The organism is Nitrosomonas oligotropha, from assembly GCF_009833085.1.
In the GTDB taxonomy this organism is placed as follows: domain Bacteria; phylum Pseudomonadota; class Gammaproteobacteria; order Burkholderiales; family Nitrosomonadaceae; genus Nitrosomonas; species Nitrosomonas oligotropha.
Genome location: NZ_QRBZ01000026.1, coordinates 1 through 22,377 on the forward strand (window position 1 = coordinate 1; position 22,377 = coordinate 22,377).

The following is a 22,377-nucleotide window of genomic DNA, read 5'->3' on the forward strand; positions in this document are numbered from 1 at the left end:
CTCAGGCTAGTCGACCTTACCCCTCAAAGTCAAGTCATTTGTCATAAAATCTCCTACCCAACCCCAGGGATTTTCATAGACAACTCGCCCGATTCTACTTAACAGACAAAGACTAAGAAATCATTCTTCAAGTATATTCAAAATAAATTCATTCTTCATATTAAGCTCAATAGAAGACGAAAATACATTTTTACTACTTACCATACCTAAATCACACCACTTAATTTTGCTGCAAAGTATGGTTGCGTATTATGCTCAATAAACCCTCTGCGGTAAATGGTTTAGTCAGGTAATCGTTCGATCCTGCCATCCTGCCCCGTGCTTTATCAAATAATCCATCTTTGCTCGATAACATAATCACCGGCGTAGATTGATAAATCGGATTATTTTTTATTAACTTACACGCTTGATAACCATCCAGGCGCGGCATTGTGATATCCACAAAAATAATATCAGGCTGATTCTCAACAATCTTGGACATCGCATCGAAACCATCTTCTGCCAAGATGACTTCGCACCCAAAAGGTCTTAAAAAAATTTCGGCACTCTTCCGAATTGTGTTGCTGTCATCGATCACCATGACTTTAATACCTTTCAATACACCGGTATTATCCACCCGGACTCCTTATGAGAATTGACATATATTTATAAACCCAGCCGATCATCATGAATTTTATTTCCGCCAGAATGCGGGCGTAAATATAGCAAGCACCGTAAAAAATTCCAATCTACCCAGCAACATGGCAAAGCTGCATATCCACGTCTGAAAATCCGTCAGCGATGCATAAGTGGTGGCCGGTCCAATTTCCCCAAGACCTGGTCCTAGATTATTGATGCAAGCCACTGCGGCGGAAAAGGCCGTAATGACATCCAATCCGCTCAATGTGAGCATCAGCATCATCAGCACAATACTCGCCGTATACACAAACAGAAATACCAAGACTGCGAGAATGACCCGGCTTGCCAGCACACTTCTCCCCAGTTTCGCGGGCATCACCGCATTCGGATGCATAATCGTAATGATTTCACGATAAACCTGCTGATAGAGAATACGGGCTCGTATCATCTTAATGCCACCGCCGGTGGAACCTGAAGAGGTGCAGAATCCGGATAAAAATAACATCCATAAAGGAACGAATATCGGCCACAGATTATAATCGGTGTTACTGTAGCCGGTCGTCGTGGCCACGGAGACGATATTGAAAGCGGCATAGCGCAAGGCTATCAGCGGTTCGGAATAGACACCGGTTGACCAAAGATAGAACGCCAATCCGGCGCAACTGAGAAAAAGGATTATGACGTACCAACTGACTTCGGAATCGTAGCGATAAGGCGTTACACTTTTTGCGCGCCAAGCCAGAAAATGGGTCGCAAAATTTATCCCGGCAATCAGCATAAAGACAATCGCAACCGATTCTATGAGCGGAGAATCCCAGTAGCCAAAGCTCGCGTCGTGCGATGAAAAGCCGCCCAATCCCAAAGTCGTAAAAGCGTGCATGACCGCATCAAACCAATCCATGCCCGCCCACTTGTAAGCAAAAACACACGCCAAGGTCAGACTCGCGTAGATCGACCACAACCCTTTGGCCGTCTCGGCGATGCGCGGCGTCAGTTTGTTCTCTTTCATGGGCCCCGGTATTTCGGCATTCAGCAATTGACGGCCGCCGACACCCAGCAGCGGCAAGATCGCTACCGCCAGCACAATCAGACCCATACCGCCAAGCCACACGATTTCACCGCGCCATAAGTTGATGGACGGCGGCAACGCATCCAGCCCCGACAATACCGTACCGCCGGTAGCGGTTAATCCCGAAACAGCCTCGAAATAAGCCATGCTGAGATTGAGTTCGGGCAAATACAGCAATAATGGCAGCATGGCAAAAGCGGGCAACCCGGACCACACCAATACCACCAGCAAAAAACCATCGCGTGTCTGCAATTCACGTTGATAGCGGCGTGTCGCTAGCCACATGACCAAACCGCAACCCAAGGTAATCAAAATAGATTCGCCAAAAACAAAACGCGCACCGTCATCGATCCATAGCGCCAAACCGAATGGAATCAGCATGGTCAGGCCGAATACCAGCACCATCTTGCCCAGCACATTAACAACCGTAAGCAACCGATTCATGGAATGATGCGCTACAGAAAACCAACATTAACCTGAAACAGCTTTTCCACTTCGCGGATCATTTTTCTATTGACCACAAATAAAATCACATGATCTTCCGATTCGATAATCGTGTCGTGGTGCGCAATGATGACTTGTACCGGTCTAGCCGGTTCAGCCGATTCCTCATCCCCGGACAGCAAATTTCCGCCAAATAATCCATCAGACCGGGGCAAACCGCGCACAATTGCACCAATCGTCGCACCTTTGGGCAGTTTGATTTCTTCAATTTTCCGCCCGACGACGTGCGATGACCTGGCGTCGCCATGCGCGACCAGTTCCAATGCTTCCGCCGCGCCGCGCCGCAGACTGTGCACCGCAACAACATCGCCGTGACGGACGTAAGCCAATAATGAACCGATCGTCACCTGCGCTGGCGAGATCGCGATATCGATACGGCTGCCTTGCACCAGATCCACATACGCACGGCGATTGATCAGCGCGATCACTTTATGCGCCCCCATTCGTTTCGCCAGTAGGGCCGACATAATATTGTTCTCTTCGTCATTCGTCAGCGCGCAAAACATATCCATCTCGGCGATATTCTCACTTTCCAGCAGCGCTTCATCGGTGGCATCTCCATGCAAGACCAGCGCATCACTCAACTCCTCCGCTAGGCGCTCACTGACCTGATAATTATGCTCAATGATTTTGACTTGATAGTCTTTTTCCAACGTGATGCCGAGACGTCTGCCGATTTTCCCGCCGCCGGCAATCATGACATGCTTGACCGGCTTATCCATTTTCCGCAGTTCGCGCATAACGGTACGGATATCTTCAGTCGCAGCAATAAAAAACACCTCGTCTTCTACCTCGATCACCGTATCGCCCTCGGGTATGATCGGACGGTCTTTACGGAAAATAGCTGCCACACGCGTATCGACATTGGGGACATGCCTGCGCAATTCCTGCAATTGCTGCCCGACCAGCGAACCGCCTTCCAATGCGCGCACCGCCACCAGACTCACCTTGCCCGAGGCAAAATCCAGCACCTGCAAAGCCTCGGGAAACTCGATCAATTTCTCGATATATTCGGTCAGTATCTGTTCCGGAGAAATGGCAAAATCGACACAGAAATTCTCGGTCGAGAAAATTTCCGGATGCGTCAAATACTCCGTGGAGCGGATCCGGGCAATTTTCGTCGGGGTGTTGAATAGTGTGGCGGCAAGTTTACACGCCACCAAATTGGTCTCATCATGCTCGGTAACCGCCAATATCATATCTGCATCATGCGCTCCGGCATTCACCAGCACCGATGGATGCGATGCGTTGCCGACAACGGTGCGCAAATCCAGGCGATCCTGTAATAACGCCAAACGTTTGGGATCGACATCGACCATCGTGATGTCGTTGGCCTCGCTGACCAAGCTTTCAGCCACCGATGAACCGACTTGCCCCGCACCCAGAATGATAATTTTCACTTGAACAACCTACCCTTTCCGGTTCTCGCGCACCCAGTCGCGCCATTGCGCAAATAGCCCGGGATCCAGCGCCGCTATCACGGATCGCGTCCACGGCGATCCCGCCCAGTAATCATCCTGCTCAAAGCCGCACATATGTCCGCCCGCTTCGGCAAGAATCAACGAACCCGCACCGTAATCCCATGGCTTCTGTCCGCCGTGCAGATATAAATCAAAATAACCGGCGGCGGTATAACACCATTCCAGCGCGCACGCACCGAAGTTACGCTGCGAAGCAAATGGAGGAAATGCAGCCACTCTGGCCGCGAATTTCCGGTCCAGACGCTTTAAATCGACATTGGCCATGGCGCCCGATAATGCCGGTGTATACGTCTTCAGTGGCAACGCAACGCCATTCAAGAAAGCGCCGCCGCCTTTAGTGGCATAAAACATCTCGTCCGTCGCCGGATTGTAGATCACGCCCAGCACACTCTTGCCTTGCTCCATGAACGCCACCGAAATGGCGAAGTACGGTAATCCATTGAGAAAATTCGATGTGCCATCGATCGGATCGATACTCCACAAACCGGATTGCCCCTCGATCCACTGCACTTCCTGCTCTTGTTTTGTCATCTCCTCGCCCATCGCGGCGGCTGGATGAATTTTTTGCAGCTTCTCCAGCAACGCATTCTGTGCCGCGACATCCGCTTCGGTAAAAAAACTGCCGTCCGCTTTAATTTGACGGTCGACTTGCAGGTAGCGCGGCATAACGACTTGCTGCGCGACTTCTCTTACCGCCGCAATCACTTCCTCTAACACGTTTACTCCGACCGCCACTTGATCGAACAGCCGATACTGGGGATTTGTTCCGCCGGACCGCGGCCGGTTTTGGCGACTTGCAACATTCCCTCGAACAAATCCCGGCGTACATCGGCCGGCGCGGCTTCTTTGCGCGATGCATCCAAACGGCCGCGATACTGCAATTCCAGTTTGCTGTTGAATCCGAAGAAATCCGGTGTGCACACCGCGCCATAGCGTTTGGCTATTTCCTGTGTTTCATCCCACACGTATGGAAAAGGATAATTTAATTGTTTCGCCACCAGCGCCATGTTTTCAAATGAATCTTCCGGGTAATCGGCCGGGTCATTAGACATGATCGCGATGGCATTAATGCCGTGCGATTTCAACTCGTTCACATCGCGAATGATGCGATCCTGCACCGCTTTCACATACGGGCAATGATTGCAGATAAACATCACCAGCAGACCGTTCTCCCCTTTTGCGGAAGCCAGGTTATGGCGCTTGCCGTCAACGCCCAACAAATCAAAATCAACCGCCTTCCAGCCAAAATCACAAACCGGTGTCTCCAAACTTGCCATATTCTTTTTCTCCTACTATCGATAATAATCTTGAAAACCGCTTCTCCAGCCTGCCGCGCTCCCCCATTGAAACAGCGGTCAGACAATGAATGCCGGATAAATAACGTGCTATATTATCATGAGTCCATTTATCGAATTGCTACTTACCCAGGTCAGCCCCCATCATGCATGCGCGCTTCTACCATCCCGAAGAAATCACTGCTGGAACGGTCATCGAATTATCGACCGAGAACAAACATCATGCCGCGCGGGTATTGCGTTTGAAAGAAGGCAATACGGTCACGCTGTTCAATGGACAGGGCGGTGAATTCTCCGCGCACATCACCAGCATCACCAAATCCAGCACGACCGTCCGGGTCGACACCTATCACGCGATGGATCGGGAATCGCCGCTGTCGATCGAGCTGGCCCAAGCCGTCTGTGTCAATGAAAAAATGGATTGGATCATACAAAAAGCGGTGGAATTGGGCGTGACGCGCATTCAACCCGTGACCACGGCGCGCAGTATCGTGCACTTGTCCGGTGAGCGCGCCGACAAACGCCAGCAACACTGGCAAAAAATCGTCATTTCCGCGTGCGAGCAATGCGGCAGAAATTACGTGCCGCAAGTATTGCCGTTGATTTCGCTATTGGAGTGGCTGAGCCGGAAAAAAACTGACCGGTCGCCTCATGATGGTTGCTTTATATTATCCACGACAGCCACGCAAAGTTTAAAAGAGATTGCCAAGCCATCCGCCGATGCCAATCTGGCGCTCGTGATCGGACCGGAAGGCGGATTTACGCCGGAAGAGGAAGCGGCTGTTTTACAAACCGGTTTCGTTCCGGTGCGTCTGGGAAAACGCATCCTGCGCACCGAAAGCGCGGCTTTGACGGCTATTGCCGCATTACAAACCCTGTGGGGTGATTTTTAACCGATCGCATGAACAAAAATCCGCTATCTTCACAGACCATGAATACACCTGCCGAATTTGTCGCCTGGTTCCGCTCGGTTGCTCCCTATATCAACGCATTCAGGGGTAAAACCTTCGTCATTGGCTTCAGCGGCGAAATGGTCACGAACGCCACCTTTGTCGATTTCATTCACGACGTCAATCTGCTCGCCAGCCTCGGCGTCCGGCTGGTCCTGGTGCACGGCGCACGTCCGCAAATACAACTGCGCCTGGATGAATCGCAACTGGAAACGCAAACCGTCATGGGCATGCGCGTCACCGACCCGGCCGCGTTGCAGTGCGTCAAGGAATCGGTCGGGCGCGTGCACCACGAGATTGCCGCCTTGCTGTCGATGGGTTTGCCCAATTCACCGATGGCCAATGCCGCCATCCGCGTGACCAGCGGGAATTTCGTCACCGCTTGCCCATACGGCGTCATTCAGGGCATCGACCTGATGCATACCGGCAAAGTGCGCAAAATCAACGCACCGGCGATTCACTCGCGCCTGGAACAAGGCGATGTGGTGCTGATTTCGCCGCTGGGCTACTCGCCTACCGGTGAGATTTTTAACTTGACGATGGAAAATGTGACGTCTGAGACCGCCATCGCGCTCCACGCCGAAAAATTGATTCTTCTGCTGGACAACGCCAATACCGCAGCACTGCCGCGCGAACTCACCTTACCGGAAAGCAAATTGCTGCTGGAAAACAAAACACCGGCAACAGCAGCGCCGATACCGGATGCGATCCGGTCATCGCTGCAATACGCAACCAAAGCTTGTGAATTGGGTGTGACGCGCGCGCACCTGGTCAGTCGGCATATCGACGGCGCCATCATCCAAGAACTGTTTACGCACGACGGCATCGGCTGCATGATTTCGCAGGAAACGCTGCAGGCGCTGCGCAAAGCACGCATCGACGATGTCGGCGGCATTCTGCAGCTGATCGAACCGCTCGAAGCCGAAGGCATTCTGGTGCGGCGCGGGCGTGAATTGCTGGAAATCGAAATCGACCGGTTTACCGTATTCGAGCACGACGGCATCATCCTCGGCTGCGCCGCGCTGTATCCCTTTCCCGAAGAACACGCGTGCGAACTCGCCTGTTTGGCGATTCACCCGGATTACCGCGATCAGGGACACGGCGAACGCTTGCTCAAGCACATCGAAAATAAAACCATCGCGCAAGGCATCCACAAACTGTTCGTACTCACCACGCATGCCACGCATTGGTTCATCGAACACGGCTTCAATCCAGCCACTCCGGCTGAGTTACCCAAAGCCAAACAGAATTTATACAATTATCAGCGCCGTTCGAAAGTGCTGATCAAGCACTTGTAATTTTTCATACAAAATACGCCCCGGCTGTTTACTCAATGAAACGAACGTTTCATAATGCCGGACTTTCCTCAACAGGAAACTCTGACCATGTCCTTCGACAAGCTCAGGACAAACGGCAACATGTGGTTCAGAGAATTCCCAATACTCTTTTACTGACTTGGAGCAAGGATACCAAATGGCAAGAATGGTGAAATGCATCAAACTAGGCCGCGAAGCCGAAGGCCTGGATTTTCAAACCTACCCCGGCGAACTGGGCAAACGAATTTTTGAGAATGTCTCCAAGGAAGCCTGGAGCCAGTGGATCAAACACCAAACTACGCTGGTCAACGAAAACCGTTTAAATCTCTCAGACGCCAAAGCGCGGAAATATCTAGCGGAACAAATGGAAGCACATTTTTTTGGGGAGGGAGCGGAACAGGCAGCGGGGTATGTGCCGCCTAAGAATTAATCTTAATTTTTGACATATACCTAAAACATAACATTCAAATCACAGGTACCCCCTTATCACACAGCGCCGTGTGGAATGGCTGGTTATAAAGATTCTATTTCCTTAAGAGTCTTTCCGTTTTTATCTTTCCATGCGGTGAGTCCATTTGCATGCCCGCCATGAATCACCGCTGCTGCCGAACTCGGACTTGTAAATTCCGCATCTCTTGTAAATACCAATGTATCGTCTTTGGTCTCTAATACCCCCTCATCTTTTAAGCACTGCCTCATATTCATCGTCCATGGCCACTTTTGTGCTGAAGCTCGATCGTTCAAAATAGCTTGGGAACCCTTAAGCACCACAAAACCATTGGGCGCCAAATGACCCTCTGCTTTAATCCCTTTAATCTCGCAGAACAGTCTCTTATGTTCGGATTCTGTGACGGCTTTTGCTGCGGTTGGCACGAGGAGCTCGACCCCAAGAACTGGCAATAGTTGGTTAATCTTTTCTAAAAATATTTCCATATCCTCTCGGTCAGATTCAGGCAATCGAGCTCTGCTACTTTGGCCGTTTGTAACCACGGCTCGCCCAGATTTGCGCGCCTGATCTATTAGCTTTCCTTCAAGAAAACGGATATGCGCCTTAGTTAAGTTCTCGTCTTTACTAATAAAAAAGATGATTTGATTCTAAAAATCTTTCTCCAAGTGAGCTTTGATTCGATCACGAATGCTCTCAGCTTCACCAATATAGAGTGCTGGTTTTCCGGACTCAGGATCGGAGCCCGTCAAAAAATAGACTCCCGCACCGCCTGATTCTTCACGAGAGAAGACTCCTTCAAACTCGCTTCTGGGACCGGCGACAGCCTTTCCAGTCCAATTCGACAATTCCGCAGTACGAAGCCGTTTAGGATCTCCGTAAACCAGGAATATTTTGATTGTTGCACTAGGCACGTGTGAGGAAAGAAAAAACTACTACAGTTTTCTAACTTGAATTCCATGATTGATAATGCAAACCGCACAATCAATCATGGAAACATTGAATACTACTGAACTTTGACTTACTTAATAACCGCGTTCAATTCGCCTTTAGCATAGCGATTTGCCATACTTTCCAGGGAAATTGGTTTGATTTTTCCGGCTTGTCCGGCGCAGCCGAAGGCTTCGAAGCGTGCTTTACAAATATCTTTAGCCGCTGCGGTTGCTTCTTTCAGGAATTTGCGCGGGTCGAAATTGCTTTTGTCTTTTTCCAGGCTACGGCGGATCGCGCCGGTCATCGCCAGACGGATATCCGTGTCGATATTGACTTTACGCACGCCATACTTGATCCCTTGTTGAATTTCTTCGACCGGAACACCGTAGGTTTCTTTGATGTCACCGCCGAATTGACGGATGATTTCCAGCCATTCTTGCGGTACTGAGCTGGAGCCGTGCATGACCAAATGCGTGTTGGGGATACGTGCATGGATTTCCTTGATGCGTTGAATCGCCAGAATATCGCCGGTGGGTTTGCGGGTGAATTTGTACGCGCCGTGCGATGTTCCGATAGCAATCGCCAGTGCATCCACGCCGGTTTTGCGCACAAAGTCGGCGGCTTCTTCCGGGTCGGTCAGCAGTTGATCGTGCGATAACACGCCTTCCGCGCCGTGACCGTCTTCGGCTTCACCCATGCCGGATTCCAGAGATCCCAGGCAACCCAGTTCGCCTTCGACGGAAACACCGACAGAGTGCGCGATGTTAACGACATCGGCTGTGACATTAACGTTATATTCGTACGAAGACGGTGTTTTGGCGTCTGCTTGCAACGAGCCGTCCATCATGACGCTTGAGAAACCGCTACGAATCGCATTGACACAAACGGAAGGAGAAGCACCATGATCCTGATGCATCACAATCGGGATATGCGGATAAGATTCAACAGCTGCTTCAATCAAATGACGTAAAAACGCTTCACCGGCATATTTTCTCGCACCGGCGGAACCTTGCATGATGACCGGGCTGTTGCATTCGTCCGCGGCTTGCATGATCGCCTGGATCTGTTCCAGATTGTTGACGTTAAAAGCGGGCAAGCCGTAACCATTTTCCGCTGCGTGATCGAGTAGTTGTCTTAATGATACGAGTGCCATCTAGATCTCCTTATTGATTATCTTAATAAAATTGTATACCAGTATAAGCATATTCTTAATGAATACCTTTTGATTCTTTCCACTGCCGTTCGCGTTGCTCCAATGCCAGATTCGCATCCGCAGACAGTTTATTTTGCATCAATACCTTGTCTTGTTTTCCATTCGCCGACTCTGATGATCTTCATCGTATTGGTGCCACCGGTTTTACCCACCGGCTCGCCGATCGTCATCACCATGATATCACCGCTGCGCACCACACCGCGATTGAGTAATTCCTGTTCGGCCAGATTCAGAATTTCTTCCGGATCGTTCAATCCCGCGCCGAATTCCACCGGATATACACCTCTGAACAATGTCACCCTTCTGCGCGTTTCTTCATTCGGACTCAGCGCAAAAATAGGGACTTTGGAACTCCGGCGCGACATCAACAACGCGGTCACACCGCTTTGCGTTAATGCCGCAATGGCACGGATCTGCAAGCCGCTGGCGGTATACATTGTAGCGCGGGCAATGGCTTCCTCTATAGTGGCCGGATTAATATTCTGCATCCGCCGGTCGGTGTTGACCAGATATTCCTTTTCCGCTTCCAGGCAAACTCTGGCCATCGCTTCGACCGCTTCCACCGGATATTCCCCGGCAGCGGATTCCGCCGACAGCATGACCGCATCGGTGCCATCCAGCACCGCGTTAGCCACGTCCGACACTTCTGCACGTGTTGGAATCGGATTGGTAATCATCGACTCCATCATTTGCGTGGCGGTTACCACAGTTTTATTGTTGGCGCGCGCGGAGCGGATCATTCGTTTTTGCAACGCCGGAACGGCGGCATCGCCGACTTCAACCGCCAGATCACCGCGCGCTACCATGATGGCATCCGAGGCTTCGAGAATATCGTCCAAAGCAAGAATGGCCTCGGAGCGTTCGATCTTGGCCATGATCATGCCTCTGCCGCCCGCCTCTTGAAATAACGCGCGCGCTTGGCGGATATCGTCGCCTGAGCGGACAAACGATACGGCTAAGTAATCCGCGCCCAGTTCGGCTGCTGTTTTGATATCTTCCAGATCCTTGCTGGTCAGCGCTGGTGCGCCGAGTCCGCCACCTTTACGGTTAATACCTTTATTATTGGACAGTATTCCGCCCTGCTCAACCACGCAGAATACTTGATGACCTTTCACATGCGATACACCGAGTACAATCCGGCCATCGTCCAGCATCAGCGTAGCGCCGGTTTCCAGATCATTTGGCAATTCCTTATAATCCAGACCGACTCTTTCTTGATTGCCTAATTCACAATTGGCATCCAGAATGAACTGATCACCGACTTCGAGCCTGATCTTGCCGTGCTCGAATCTGCCGACACGTATTTTCGGCCCTTGCAAATCGGCCAGTACGCCAACTGTAAGACCAGCAGCCCGCGCCAGCGACCGTGTCGTCTCGGCGAATTCGATATGCTGTTCGCGCGTGCCGTGCGAAAAATTGATCCGGACAACATCAACACCGGCCCGGATTAAACGATCCAAAATTTTTGGATTGTTACAGGCGGGACCCAGGGTCGCTACAATTTTTGTTCTTCGGATCATGATTTTTCTGGTTGATTATTTGGCACGCGTCTCCAATATTTCTACTGCCGGGAGTTTTTTACCTTCCAGGAACTCCAGGAATGCGCCACCTGCGGTTGAAATATAGGAAACTTTGTCGTAAATATCGTACTTTTGAATAGCCGCAATGGTATCACCGCCGCCTGCTAACGTGAAAGCCTTCGTTTCCGCAATTGCACGCGCGATTTTTTCGGTTCCGGCGCCAAATTGATCTAACTCAAACACACCGACCGGGCCGTTCCATACCACCGTACCGGCTTTCATGATGATATCCACCAGCTCTTGCGCGCTTTTCGGACCGATATCAAAAATCATGTCATCGTCCGCCACAGCGCCGGCATCTTTCAATACCGCCGGTTCATTGGCATCGAATTTTTTACCGGTCACTACGTCGACCGCGATTGGAATCGAGGCATTGCGTTTCGCCATTTTATCCATCAAGGCCTTGGCTGTTGGAACCAAATCATCTTCACACAGTGATTTACCGACATTTTTACCGGTCGCTTTCAGGAAGGTATTGGCAATCCCGCCACCCACAACCAGTTGATCGACTTTCTCGGACAATGACTCCAGCACGGTCAGCTTGGTTGAAACTTTTGAGCCGCCGACAATCGCCACCATCGGGCGCGCTGGGCTCAACAGCGCTTTGGTCAGCGCATCCAGTTCTTCTGTCAGCAGGATACCGGCGCAAGCCACCGGCGCATATTTAGCGACACCGTGGGTTGAAGCTTCCGCGCGGTGCGCGGTGCCGAATGCGTCCATGACAAAAACATCGCACAGTTTTGCGTATTTTTGCGCGGTCTCTTCAACATTTTTCTTTTCGCCTTTATTGATGCGGCAATTTTCCAGCACGACCAGTTCTCCAGCCGCAACATCAAATCCGCCATCAACCCAGTCCTTGATTAAACGCACCGGTTTTCCCAGACGGCTGGCAATATTATCAGCCACCGGTTTCAGAGAATTCTCTTCAGTCCACACGCCTTCTTCAGGGCGGCCCAAGTGCGAGGTCACCATGACTTTCGCGCCTTGTTTGATGCAGTGATTAATGGTCGCCATCGAGGCGGTAATGCGTGCATCCGAGGTCACTTTTCCATCTTTTACAGGGACATTCAGATCAGCGCGAATAAATACACGTTTACCTTTAAGGTCAAGGTCAACTAGTTTAATAACGGACACAATAAGCTCCAGAAATGTCTTTAACAAAATATAAAGGATAGCAGCGCTACCCTTTATGTCTTAATAAATTAACTATTTAATCAGATAGCAATCAAAACACTCTAGTTTGATTGCTATCCGAGCATGTAAAACTACTTGGCGACAGTACGCACCATCTCCAGTACTTTGGTGGAATAACCCCATTCATTGTCGTACCACGCAACCACTTTGACGAAGCTTTTATCCAACGCCATCCCTGCTTCGGCATCGAAAATTGAGGTGCAGCTTTCACCGCGGAAGTCGGTGGATACCACTTTTTGATCGGTATATCCCAGCACGCCTTTCATGGAACCTTCGGAAGCTTCTTTCATCGCTTTGCAAATTTCGTCGTAGGTTGCTTCTTTTTCCAGCTCACACGTCAAATCTACTACCGATACGTCCGATGTCGGAACACGGAAAGCCATACCGGTCAGTTTTTTGTTCAGTTGCGGAATCACAACGCCGACCGCTTTAGCAGCACCGGTTGAAGAAGGAATAATGTTTTCCAGAATACCGCGGCCACCGCGCCAGTCTTTATTGGATGGGCCATCGACGGTTTTTTGCGTTGCCGTTGCGGCATGCACGGTAGTCATCAGACCACGTTTAATGCCCCATTTATCGTTCAATACTTTGGCGATCGGAGCCAGGCAGTTGGTGGTGCAGGAAGCATTGGAAATAATGCTTTCGCCTTTGTAGGATTTGTCATTCACGCCATACACAAACATCGGTGTATCGTCTTTGGAAGGTGCTGACATGATGACTTTCTTGGCGCCAGCCGCTAAGTGTTTTTCACAGGTTTCCTTCGTCAGAAAGAGACCTGTCGATTCAACCACAACTTCCGCGCCGACTTCATTCCATTTCAGCTCAGCCGGATCTTTAACAGCCGTTAACCGGATTCTTTTTCCATTGACTACCAAGGTATTTCCATCAATCGCAATGTCACCCTGGAAGCGGCCGTGCACTGAGTCATGCTTTAACATATAAGCCAGATAATCCGGCTCCAGCAAATCGTTAATGGCAACGATTTCGATATCCGAAAAATTCTGCACAGCTGAGCGGAAAACCATACGCCCGATACGACCAAACCCGTTAATACCAACCTTAATTGTCATACTAAAACTCCTTGAATAAGAAACTTGTTGCTTGCGGGCGGAAAAAATCACCGCCTCTCTGCTTTAATCATATATTCGATCAGAGAATGCCTTTCACTGTTTTAACAACATTCTCGACAGTAAAACCAAAATGTTTGAATAACACATCCGCAGGCGCTGATTCACCAAAGGTATCCATACCGACTACCGCGCCATCCAGTCCAACATACTTACGCCAGAAATCAGTTACCCCGGCTTCCACCGCGACGCGTTTGACACCCTTCAGCAAGACACTGTCTTTATAGGATGGTTCCTGACGGTCAAATACATTCGTGCACGGCATGGAAACCACGCGCACATGAATGCCTTCTTCCGCCAGCGCTTTTTGCGCATTCATGGCCAGTCCCACTTCGGAGCCTGTCGCGATCAAAATTGCTTGCGGCTTGCCATTACCGGCTTCGGATAATATATAGCCGCCTTTATCGATCAGCTTAATGGTAGTGGCATCGCGTTTTTGGAATGGCAGATTCTGACGGCTGAATATCAATGTCGACGGGCCGTTTTTACGTTCGATGGCACGTGCCCATGACACGGTCGATTCAACCGTATCGCAAGGACGCCATACATCCATGTTAGGGATTAAACGCAAGGTTGCGGTTTGTTCTACCGGCTGATGCGTCGGACCATCTTCACCCAGACCGATGGAGTCGTGTGTAAAGACAAAAATATTGCGAATTTTCATCAGTGCGGCCATACGCAATGCATTACGCGCATATTCGGAGAACATCAGGAAAGTGGCGCCGTAAGGAATCAAGCCGCCGTGCAACGACAAGCCATTCATCATGGCACTCATGCCAAATTCGCGCACACCGTAATACACGTAGTTACCGCCGTTTTGCTTGCTGACTCCTTTGGAACCCGACCACAGCGTCAAATTGGATCCGGCCAGATCAGCGGAACCACCGAGCAATTCAGGCAGAACTGGTGCCAAACCTTCGATCGCATTTTGCGAAGCTTTACGGCTAGCAATGGTTTCCGCTTTTGCGTTAACTTGATTGATAACGCCGTCGACATGGCTACGCCAGTTCGCAGGTAACTCACCAGCGGTGCGACGATTGAATTCAGCTGCTTCAGCCGGATATTTTTCCGCGTATTCGGTAAATTTCTGATTCCATTCCGTTTCCAGTGCTTGCCCTTTCGCTCTTGCGTCCCAGGCACTGTACACTTCTTGCGGAATTTCAAAAGGCGGATGATGCCAGCCGATGTGCGGACGAGTAGCGGCGATTTCCGCGTCACCGAGTGCCGCACCGTGCACCGAGTGGGTATTGGCCATATTGGGTGATCCCAGTCCGATAACTGTTTTGCAGCAGATCATTGTTGGCTTGTCACTGACTTTTTTAGCGGCTTCAATCGCTGCTTCTATGGCCACCGGGTCGTGCCCGTTGACGTTAGGCACCACGTGCCAGCCATAAGATTCAAACCGTTTCGGCGTGTCATCGGTAAACCAGCCTTCCACATGACCATCGATGGAAATACCGTTATCATCGTAAAAACAAATCAATTTCCCTAAACCTAAGGTACCCGCCAAGGAACAAGCTTCGTGCGAAATGCCTTCCATCAGACAGCCATCGCCCAGGAAAACGTAGGTATGGTGATCGACAATGTTATAACCGGGACGATTAAATTCTGCGGCGAGTATTTTTTCCGCCAGCGCCATGCCCACGGCGTTGGTAATACCCTGGCCTAACGGGCCGGTTGTGGTTTCCACACCCGGTGTGTAGCCATATTCCGGATGGCCGGGTGTCTTGGAATGAAATTGCCGGAATTTCTTAATTTCTTCCATCGGCAGATCGTAGCCGGTCAGATGCAATAAAGCATAAATCAGCATCGATCCATGCCCGTTGGACAGAATGAACCGGTCACGATCAACCCATCCCGGATTGCCAGGATTATGACGCAGATGATGAATCCACAGTACTTCAGCGATTTCCGCCATTCCCATCGGCATACCGGGGTGACCGGAATTGGCTTTTTGCACAGCATCCATCGCCAATGCACGAATTGCGCTGGTTAAATCCTTAAACACCGGCGCGTCAAAATCCTTGAATGTCCCCATTAACACTAACTCCCTAATATTTTAAACGAATAGAAAAGATCGAACTGTGCGCTAATTGAATAGGAACACATCGTATCGGCAAATAAATAAATGCGATATTATCCCCTAAGATAGGGGATACGACAACTAGAGACCTTCATTTTTTGCGCCTAAAACCAATCCGGTAGCAGCGGAATTTCTTTAAAAAATCAGTTGCCCCGTAGTTTAATTCCCAATAATTTTATTTTGCGGTACAGGTGAGTCCGCTCTAATCCAGCGCGTTCCGCGACTCGCGTCATGTTGCCATTTTCTTGGTCGATCAATCTTTCAAAGTAAGTTTTTTCAAACAAATCGCGCGCTTCGCGCAGGGAAAGATCGAGAGGAATCTCCGGCGAAACCGATGACGAGGCCGATTCCGGGAAAACCATCGCCTGCTGCACGGCTTCGACCGAAATCTCATCAGACGTGCAAGTCAGCGCCAGCGAATGCACCACGCCGGTTAATTGCGTCAGGTTGCCGGGCCAGTCGTAATTGCGCAGGCAATTTAACGCTGCGGTACTGAATTGTAACGTGGACGAAGCTTCTCCCGATTCAACGAAACGCGACAAGATTTGACCGGCCAGCTCGGGAATGTCCTCCCGGTGCGCCCGCAATGCCGGAATACCGATGCTGAGACTGCTCAATATCTCGTATAGCTTGGGATGATAAGCGCCCTGCGCAGTCAACTCCGCCAACGGTTGCGATGTAGCGCAAACCAGCCGGACGTTATACTTCTCCAACTTACTCAACAATAACAGCAAACCTTTCTGCGCCAGTTTACTGATCTCACCGACATCCTTAAGAAATAACAGCCCGTCACGTGCATGCTCCAGCAAATCCAGCGGTGATTCGGCCAATCCCGTCAACGTCTCGGGCTCCACCCACGGTGTACCCGAACGATGCATAAAACGCGCGCAGATCTCCGCGCCCGCGCCCGGCTCACCCATCAGCAGCACGGGTGTTTTCAAGTTCACCACTTGTTCCAGCTTTTTTCTCAGATCAAGAATCAAAGCGCCCTTACCCAGACTGGCCAGTGACAGTGCCGATTGCTGTTTATTCTGCGCCCCGCGCAAAGCCTTGGTGACCGTGCTCAACAGCTTTTGTAACGGTATCGGCTTTTCCAGATAACCGAATGCGCCAATGCGGGTGGCCTCCACCGCCGTATCAATCGTGCCGTGTCCGGACATCATAATCACCGGCATCGTCAGCAGGCCATTGCTCGCCCACTCTTTCAGCAGCGTAATACCATCGGTATCGGGCATCCAGATATCCAGCAGCACCAGATCGGGGCGCGTTTGCGCGCGCCAGACCCGGGCTTGCTCGGCATTTTCGGCCAACGCCACGCGATATCCTTCATCCCGCAAAATTTCAGACAGCAATTCGCGGATGCCAATTTCGTCATCAACAACCAGTATTGTATTGTTCGTTATCATTGATATCATTGAGTGTTATCTCCACTACTGAAATCTAATCAGCTTAGCCACAACTGTCAAATTTCACGATCATTATGGATTCCAAGTTTTTTGATTGACGGATATCTTGCCAGGAAAAATTCATTCCTCTGTTCTGCATCACCGATTGTTCTCTAATGAACCGCCAGCCGGTTATCGTGGGTGGATGCGCTTTTCTCCACCGCTGGCAGGATAATTGAAATTTGCGCGCCCTGCGGTTTAATATTTTCGATATGGATAATCCCTTCATGTTCTTCAACAATTTTCTTCACAATCGGCAATCCCAATCCGGTTCCCTTGGCCTTGGTGGTGACATAAGGCTCAAAAACCCTCGCTCTGATCTCATCCGAAAAACCGCAACCGTTATCACGCACACTGAGTTGCACTCCGCCATGCACTTTTTCGGTTTTTACCTCGATCACGGGTTGCGGCGTATCAATCAGCGCGTCTTGCGCATTTTGCAGCAAATTATGCAGCACTTGGCGCAATTGCGCCGAATCGCCTTTGATCAGCGGCAAATCATCCGCCAATAGCTGCTGGATTTGCACATGCTTGCTATTCTCAGCCGCCATATTCGCGGTTTCATAAAGCGACAATACCTCGCGCACCAGCCGGTTAAAATCGAGTTGATGCAATTGCAGCTCAGGCACGCGCGCATACTGATTAAATTCATTCACCATCCGCTTCAGGGCTTCCACCTGATTGACAATGGTTTCGGTAGAACGCCGCAATATCTTGGCATCTTCTTCATTGAGCTTATTGATCAATTTGTGCTGCACGCGCTCGGCGGACAGTTGAATCGGTGTAAGCGGATTTTTAATTTCGTGCGCCAGCCGGCGTGCAACCTCACCCCAGGCAACCGCGCGCTGCACTTGCAATAGATTGGTGATGTCATCAAAAACCACCACACCGCCACCACCGGATATCTTGGGCAAGCGTGTCCCTCGCAGCAACAAGACCTGATTACGGCCATCTTCCGAACGCGTCAATTGGCGCTGCCAAACACCGGTTTCCCCGGAATTAAATCCCGCTTTGATCTCGACAATCAAGGTATCCAGTTGCGGTTCATTGCTCACACAGCCTTCGATAATCGATCCGTCCAAACTGATCAGCGGTATTTGCAGGATCTGCTCGGCGCTGCGATTGGCCTTGGATAATACCAATTGATCGTCGAATACCAGCACGCCCGATGACAAATTCGCCAGAATACTTTCCAAGTGCGCGCGCGCGCTCTCGACCGCCTGCTGATTATGCAGCGCCGCTGCGCGGGCTTCCTCCAATTGTTGTGTCATCAAGTTGAAGGACTCCGTCAACACACCCAATTCGTCACTACTTTGCACCAGGTGTCTGCGGCTGTAGTCGCCTTGCGCAATCGCCCGCGTGCCTTCCGCCAGCATGCCCAGCGGCGCGCTCAGTTTTTCACTGAGCAATGAAGCCGTGGCCAATGCCGAAAACAACGATAACAACAAAGCCAGCGTCAAGGTAACGCTATACAGCCGGGTCAATCCGTGACGCGACAAGGAAAGTTCCTGGTAATCCTGATAACCCGCTTGCACCCGTTCGGCGTCTTTTGCCAATTGCAGTGGAACCGGCTGCAGCAACTGAAGCATCCGGATATCCTCTTTCAAGCTCAGCACATTAACCGGAGCGACCACACGCAAATACAAACCTTTACCGGCAATCGACTCAATCGCGCCATACGCTTTCTGCATCCGGATATAGCGCATGACGACGGCATTCGGCATCCCAGGAAATAACGCCAGATTACTCTCGCTGGAAAAAGCAATGACTTTGCCATCCTGATTAAACAAAGTCGCTTCTTCCACCTGCGATTGCAGCAGTAATTCATTCAGCACCAACAAAGGCGGATTGGCCGGATCGGACAATACTAACGCCGTCGACTGCGCTTTGCGCTGCAACTCCTCCAGCAGATTATCCAGCATGGTATGGCCCAGATTCAAGCCGCCCTCCAGGGCTCGATCCACTTTAACGTCAAACCAGGACTCGATACTCTTCTCAAGAAACTGAACGGACACGGCATACACCAAAACACCGGGAAGTGTCGCCATCATGGAAAAAACCAGCATCAACCGTAACGCCAGCCGGGATCCGAAAACACCCGATTTGAGGCGGCGTCTGAACCGCCACAGCAGAAATCCCAGGATCGCCATGAGAAAGATCACAAAGGCGATATTGATGCCCAGCAATAAGCGGTACTTCCGTTCAAAAAACTCGGTATTGGCGCCCGCGGTAGCCAGCAGAAAGAGCATCACAGCCCCCACACCGGCACCCACAATGAGCACGTATTTCATCAATGACCTTTAATCTGCGCCGGTTCCCCGGGTACTGGCAGCTTCAGGTGCCATTCCAGTTTATCCGAACTCAAATTCCACTGGCTGGAACCCAATGTTTCAACTTGGAACGGCTTTGGCATCCGCGTCAGATCGAGCCAGACTCGCAACGACGCCACATAATCGGCGTCCGGTTTTAATCCGGCTTTAGCCGTCAGGGGCAGATCGCGTATCCGCCCCAATGCCTGCAATGCTTCGTTTAATGAAGAATAACTTTGTGAGAACACCGGATGATTCAGGTGATATTGCCGTGTTAGCGCATAATAGCGCAAGCCGACCACAAACTTACTGCGCGCCACTTCCTCATTCAGCTTATACCAGCGCGCATCCAGCAAGCCGAATTTAGTGACGAAATACAGCACGATACCTTTTTCCAGCGCCTGCTCCAGAGTCTCGTTCAGCGTAATCTCGGAATCCATGCTGATGGTATAACCTTGCTCGGTTGCCGCCAGACTGACAGACTTAATCCGGATACCTTCCGCCTGCACAACAGACATGGGCAATAACAAAATCAGTAACAAAAGTACAAGATTGAGGGAGGGTCGCTTTATTTGGCGCACTTGCGGATCAGGCTTTTTGCAGTAAGGTATAGAAGAAGCCATCATGTCGAATATCGGGTAACAGTTGTCCATCCGCCATTGCCGCTGCGGAAAGCGGTAGTAAGCTTGCATCGGGGTGATGGTTAAGGAATTTTTCAATCTGCATGGTATTTTCTTCAGCAAACACTGAACAAGTCACATACAGCAACTTACCACCCTTGCTCAAAATTTTCCACAAGGCATGCAAAATTGCTTGTTGAATTTCTGCAAATTTGACCAGATCGCTTTCACGCCGCAACCATTTGATATCCGGATGCCGGCAAACCACTCCGGATGCCGAGCAAGGCACATCCGCCAGAATACGGTCATAGCAACGGCCATCCCACCAGGCAGCGGGATCCGACGCATCGCCGCACACCACCTTTTCCGCCGTCATATCCAAGCGCAGCAAATTCTGTTGCACCTGAGCCAATCTTGCCGCTTCATTATCCAGGATCGTCAATGCGACATCGGCCAATTCCAGCACATGCGTGCTTTTCCCTCCCGGAGCCGCGCACGCATCCAACACTCGCATGCCATCATGCACATCCAGGAATGTTGCGGCAAGCTGCGCGCCGGCATCTTGCACCGTCACCAGCCCGGTGCTGAAACCGGGCAGATACTCCACCGCGACCGGCTGACTCAGTTGCAGCGCGCCTGACCCGAGCAATTCCGCTGGCATCGCTTGTTCCGCCAATAAGTCACAATAAGCCGCCACGCTTATTTTGCGTTGATTCACCCGTAACGTCATCGGAGGGCGTTTATTACCGGCTTGCAGTATCGTGTGGAATTTTTCCGGATATTGCTGCCGCAATTTGTCAATCCACCACTGCGGATATGAGTACAGTCCGTCCTCATGAGCGGCCGCCTGTTGCAACAAACGCTCACGCTGGCGGATGAAATTACGCAAAACGGCATTCACCAGCCCCTGCATTCCTTGACCATGCGCCAAGGAGCGCGAAGCAGATACGGCTTGATCCACTACCGTATACGGGGATGCTTTACTGTACTGCAATTGATACAAGCTCACGAGCAACAGCTGTTGCAAACTTTTATCGCGCAACGGTTTTTTCAGTAACAACGCGAGAATCGCTTGCAATTGGCCGTAAAAACGCAGGACGCCATAACTTAGATCCTGAATGGCGCCTTTTTGTTGTTTCGATAACATCGGATCGGCGCGCCAGACATCCTGCAGCACGCCGGTCAGGCTTGATCCCGTCAACACTTTACCGATCGCGGAAGCTGCCGCCAGCTGCGCCTTAATCATGCGATGCTGCAGGCTGATGCGCTGTCATGAAATACTCGCCAGGTTCTATCGGATTGCCGGCAAGAAAATCCGCCGCGCTCATTTTTTTGCCGCCAGGTTTCTGCACCATTGCAATCCGTAACAAACCCGAGCCGCAGGCGACCGTGATACCCGCACGATCCACCGCAACGATTTCTCCCGGCTTTCCTGCATTTCCGTCCAGCGCTTCAGCTTGCCAGATCTTCAGCGCCATATCCCGGAAATGCGCATAGGCGCCCGGACTCGGATTGAATGTCCGCACCGTCCGGTCTAGCTGCCGCGCGCTGTGCCGCCAATCAATTTCCGCCTCGGCTTTGGTTATCTTGGCTGCATAGCAGGCTTGCGCCGCATCTTGCAGCACGGGAACCAGTTTTTTCTGAGATAGCAGCGTCAGCGCCTCAACGATGCTTTGCGCGCCGCACGCACTTAATTTATCGTGCAGCGATTGCGTGGTATCGTCCGGCGTGATCGCCACGCGATGGATTAACAAAATGGCGCCGGTATCCAATCCGGCATCCATCTGCATGATGGTGATGCCGGTCTCACGATCACCGGCCAGAATGGCGCGTTGAATCGGCGCGGCGCCACGCCAGCGCGGCAAGAGCGAAGCGTGAATATTCAAACACCCCAGACGGGGAATATCCAGCACCGCTTGTGGCAAAATCAATCCATACGCCGCCACAACCATCACATCCGCATGCAATGCCTGCAATTGCTGTTGTATGGCGGCAGTTTTCAGGGTCAAGGGCTGCAATAATGCCAGATGATGTTGTTCGGCCAGCAATTTAACGGCGCTGGCTGCGGCTTTCATTCCTCTGCCCGCAGGGCGGTCCGGCTGGGTCAACACCATGACGATTTCATGCCCTGCCTGAATCAGCGCATCCAGCGCCGTCGCGGCAAAGACAGGGGTTCCAGCAAATATGATTTTCAT

General features: G+C 51.0%; 19 protein-coding genes. 3 read left to right on the forward strand and 16 right to left on the reverse strand.

What is annotated here, in order from left to right; translation table 11 throughout:
* Positions 1-220 precede the first annotated feature (220 nt).
* Genes ABD07_RS08500 through ABD07_RS08520 form a run of 5 tightly spaced genes read right to left on the reverse strand, consistent with a single transcriptional unit; the run spans position 221 to position 4,949 of the window.
* Entirely contained in the window at positions 221-616 is a 396-nt protein-coding gene (locus ABD07_RS08500; RefSeq protein ID WP_338040577.1) for a response regulator, read from the reverse strand.
* A gap of 57 nt (positions 617-673) precedes the next feature.
* Entirely contained in the window at positions 674-2,131 is a 1,458-nt protein-coding gene (locus ABD07_RS08505) for a TrkH family potassium uptake protein (protein ID WP_160817929.1), read from the reverse strand.
* Between the two features lie 11 nt (positions 2,132-2,142).
* Complete coding sequence (gene trkA / locus ABD07_RS08510) at positions 2,143-3,591, reverse strand: Trk system potassium transporter TrkA (RefSeq protein ID WP_160817930.1); 1,449 nt, start codon at positions 3,589-3,591, stop codon at positions 2,143-2,145.
* A gap of 9 nt (positions 3,592-3,600) precedes the next feature.
* Positions 3,601-4,389: an inositol monophosphatase family protein gene (locus ABD07_RS08515; RefSeq protein ID WP_160817931.1), complete on the reverse strand. Its 789-nt coding sequence runs from the start codon at positions 4,387-4,389 to the stop codon at positions 3,601-3,603.
* A 2-nt stretch (positions 4,390-4,391) separates the two neighbouring features.
* On the reverse strand, positions 4,392-4,949 hold the full coding sequence (locus ABD07_RS08520) for a thioredoxin family protein (RefSeq protein WP_160817932.1): 558 nt from the start codon (positions 4,947-4,949) through the stop codon (positions 4,392-4,394).
* Between the two features lie 164 nt (positions 4,950-5,113).
* Between ABD07_RS08520 and ABD07_RS08525 the strand changes: the two genes are divergently transcribed.
* The 3 genes from ABD07_RS08525 (at position 5,114) to ABD07_RS08535 (ending at position 7,663) form a co-directional block, all read left to right on the forward strand.
* Positions 5,114-5,860: a 16S rRNA (uracil(1498)-N(3))-methyltransferase gene (locus ABD07_RS08525; protein ID WP_160817933.1), complete on the forward strand. Its 747-nt coding sequence runs from the start codon at positions 5,114-5,116 to the stop codon at positions 5,858-5,860.
* A gap of 8 nt (positions 5,861-5,868) precedes the next feature.
* Positions 5,869-7,215: an amino-acid N-acetyltransferase gene (gene argA / locus ABD07_RS08530; RefSeq protein ID WP_240142487.1), complete on the forward strand. Its 1,347-nt coding sequence runs from the start codon at positions 5,869-5,871 to the stop codon at positions 7,213-7,215.
* A gap of 175 nt (positions 7,216-7,390) precedes the next feature.
* Entirely contained in the window at positions 7,391-7,663 is a 273-nt protein-coding gene (locus ABD07_RS08535) for an oxidative damage protection protein (protein ID WP_090317520.1), read from the forward strand.
* Between the two features lie 83 nt (positions 7,664-7,746).
* Here ABD07_RS08535 and ABD07_RS14795 read toward each other — a convergent pair whose 3' ends face one another.
* From ABD07_RS14795 to fmt, 11 genes are all read right to left on the reverse strand, one after another.
* Positions 7,747-8,166: a DUF4357 domain-containing protein gene (locus tag ABD07_RS14795; RefSeq protein ID WP_205010677.1), complete on the reverse strand. Its 420-nt coding sequence runs from the start codon at positions 8,164-8,166 to the stop codon at positions 7,747-7,749.
* A gap of 533 nt (positions 8,167-8,699) precedes the next feature.
* Positions 8,700-9,764, reverse strand: coding sequence for a class II fructose-bisphosphate aldolase (gene fba, locus ABD07_RS08545; protein ID WP_108699500.1), 1,065 nt, complete (start codon positions 9,762-9,764; stop codon positions 8,700-8,702).
* 128 nt (positions 9,765-9,892) lie between these two features.
* Entirely contained in the window at positions 9,893-11,344 is a 1,452-nt protein-coding gene (gene pyk, locus ABD07_RS08550; protein WP_160817934.1) for a pyruvate kinase, read from the reverse strand.
* Positions 11,345-11,359: 15 nt separating this feature from the next.
* Positions 11,360-12,538 (reverse strand): phosphoglycerate kinase, encoded by a 1,179-nt coding sequence (locus tag ABD07_RS08555; RefSeq protein ID WP_160817935.1) that lies wholly within the window; start codon positions 12,536-12,538, stop codon positions 11,360-11,362.
* Positions 12,539-12,669: 131 nt separating this feature from the next.
* Positions 12,670-13,668, reverse strand: a complete 999-nt coding sequence (gene gap, locus ABD07_RS08560; protein ID WP_108699497.1) for a type I glyceraldehyde-3-phosphate dehydrogenase — start codon at positions 13,666-13,668, stop codon at positions 12,670-12,672.
* A 79-nt stretch (positions 13,669-13,747) separates the two neighbouring features.
* Positions 13,748-15,763: a transketolase gene (gene tkt, locus ABD07_RS08565; RefSeq protein WP_160817936.1), complete on the reverse strand. Its 2,016-nt coding sequence runs from the start codon at positions 15,761-15,763 to the stop codon at positions 13,748-13,750.
* Between the two features lie 188 nt (positions 15,764-15,951).
* Positions 15,952-17,214: a sigma-54-dependent transcriptional regulator gene (locus ABD07_RS08570; protein ID WP_108699508.1), complete on the reverse strand. Its 1,263-nt coding sequence runs from the start codon at positions 17,212-17,214 to the stop codon at positions 15,952-15,954.
* A 152-nt stretch (positions 17,215-17,366) separates the two neighbouring features.
* On the reverse strand, positions 17,367-19,544 hold the full coding sequence (locus tag ABD07_RS08575) for a sensor histidine kinase (RefSeq protein WP_160817937.1): 2,178 nt from the start codon (positions 19,542-19,544) through the stop codon (positions 17,367-17,369).
* Positions 19,544-20,080, reverse strand: a complete 537-nt coding sequence (locus ABD07_RS08580; RefSeq protein WP_240142488.1) for a DUF4390 domain-containing protein — start codon at positions 20,078-20,080, stop codon at positions 19,544-19,546. Before ABD07_RS08580 ends, ABD07_RS08575 begins: the two co-directional genes overlap by 1 nt.
* Before the next feature lie 70 nt (positions 20,081-20,150).
* A complete protein-coding gene (gene rsmB / locus ABD07_RS08585; RefSeq protein WP_160817939.1) occupies positions 20,151-21,428 on the reverse strand; it encodes a 16S rRNA (cytosine(967)-C(5))-methyltransferase RsmB in 1,278 nt (425 codons plus the stop codon).
* On the reverse strand, positions 21,421-22,377 hold the full coding sequence (gene fmt / locus ABD07_RS08590; RefSeq protein ID WP_160817940.1) for a methionyl-tRNA formyltransferase: 957 nt from the start codon (positions 22,375-22,377) through the stop codon (positions 21,421-21,423). The genes rsmB and fmt overlap by 8 nt, the downstream gene beginning before the upstream one ends.

Coding starts and splice junctions, on each gene's coding strand:
- ABD07_RS08505 (WP_160817929.1), bottom strand. CDS start 2,131: ATGAATCGGTTGCTTACGGTTGTTAATGTGCTGGGCAAGATGGTGCTG.
- ABD07_RS08520 (WP_160817932.1), bottom strand. CDS start 4,949: ATGGCAAGTTTGGAGACACCGGTTTGTGATTTTGGCTGGAAGGCGGTT.
- ABD07_RS08525 (WP_160817933.1), top strand. CDS start 5,114: ATGCATGCGCGCTTCTACCATCCCGAAGAAATCACTGCTGGAACGGTC.
- argA (WP_240142487.1), top strand. CDS start 5,869: ATGAACAAAAATCCGCTATCTTCACAGACCATGAATACACCTGCCGAA.
- ABD07_RS08535 (WP_090317520.1), top strand. CDS start 7,391: ATGGCAAGAATGGTGAAATGCATCAAACTAGGCCGCGAAGCCGAAGGC.
- ABD07_RS14795 (WP_205010677.1), bottom strand. CDS start 8,166: ATGGAAATATTTTTAGAAAAGATTAACCAACTATTGCCAGTTCTTGGG.
- fba (WP_108699500.1), bottom strand. CDS start 9,764: ATGGCACTCGTATCATTAAGACAACTACTCGATCACGCAGCGGAAAAT.
- pyk (WP_160817934.1), bottom strand. CDS start 11,344: ATGATCCGAAGAACAAAAATTGTAGCGACCCTGGGTCCCGCCTGTAAC.
- gap (WP_108699497.1), bottom strand. CDS start 13,668: ATGACAATTAAGGTTGGTATTAACGGGTTTGGTCGTATCGGGCGTATG.
- tkt (WP_160817936.1), bottom strand. CDS start 15,763: ATGGGGACATTCAAGGATTTTGACGCGCCGGTGTTTAAGGATTTAACC.
- ABD07_RS08570 (WP_108699508.1), bottom strand. CDS start 17,214: ATGATAACGAACAATACAATACTGGTTGTTGATGACGAAATTGGCATC.
- ABD07_RS08575 (WP_160817937.1), bottom strand. CDS start 19,544: ATGAAATACGTGCTCATTGTGGGTGCCGGTGTGGGGGCTGTGATGCTC.
- ABD07_RS08580 (WP_240142488.1), bottom strand. CDS start 20,080: ATGTCTGTTGTGCAGGCGGAAGGTATCCGGATTAAGTCTGTCAGTCTG.
- rsmB (WP_160817939.1), bottom strand. CDS start 21,428: ATGATTAAGGCGCAGCTGGCGGCAGCTTCCGCGATCGGTAAAGTGTTG.
- fmt (WP_160817940.1), bottom strand. CDS start 22,377: ATGAAAATCATATTTGCTGGAACCCCTGTCTTTGCCGCGACGGCGCTG.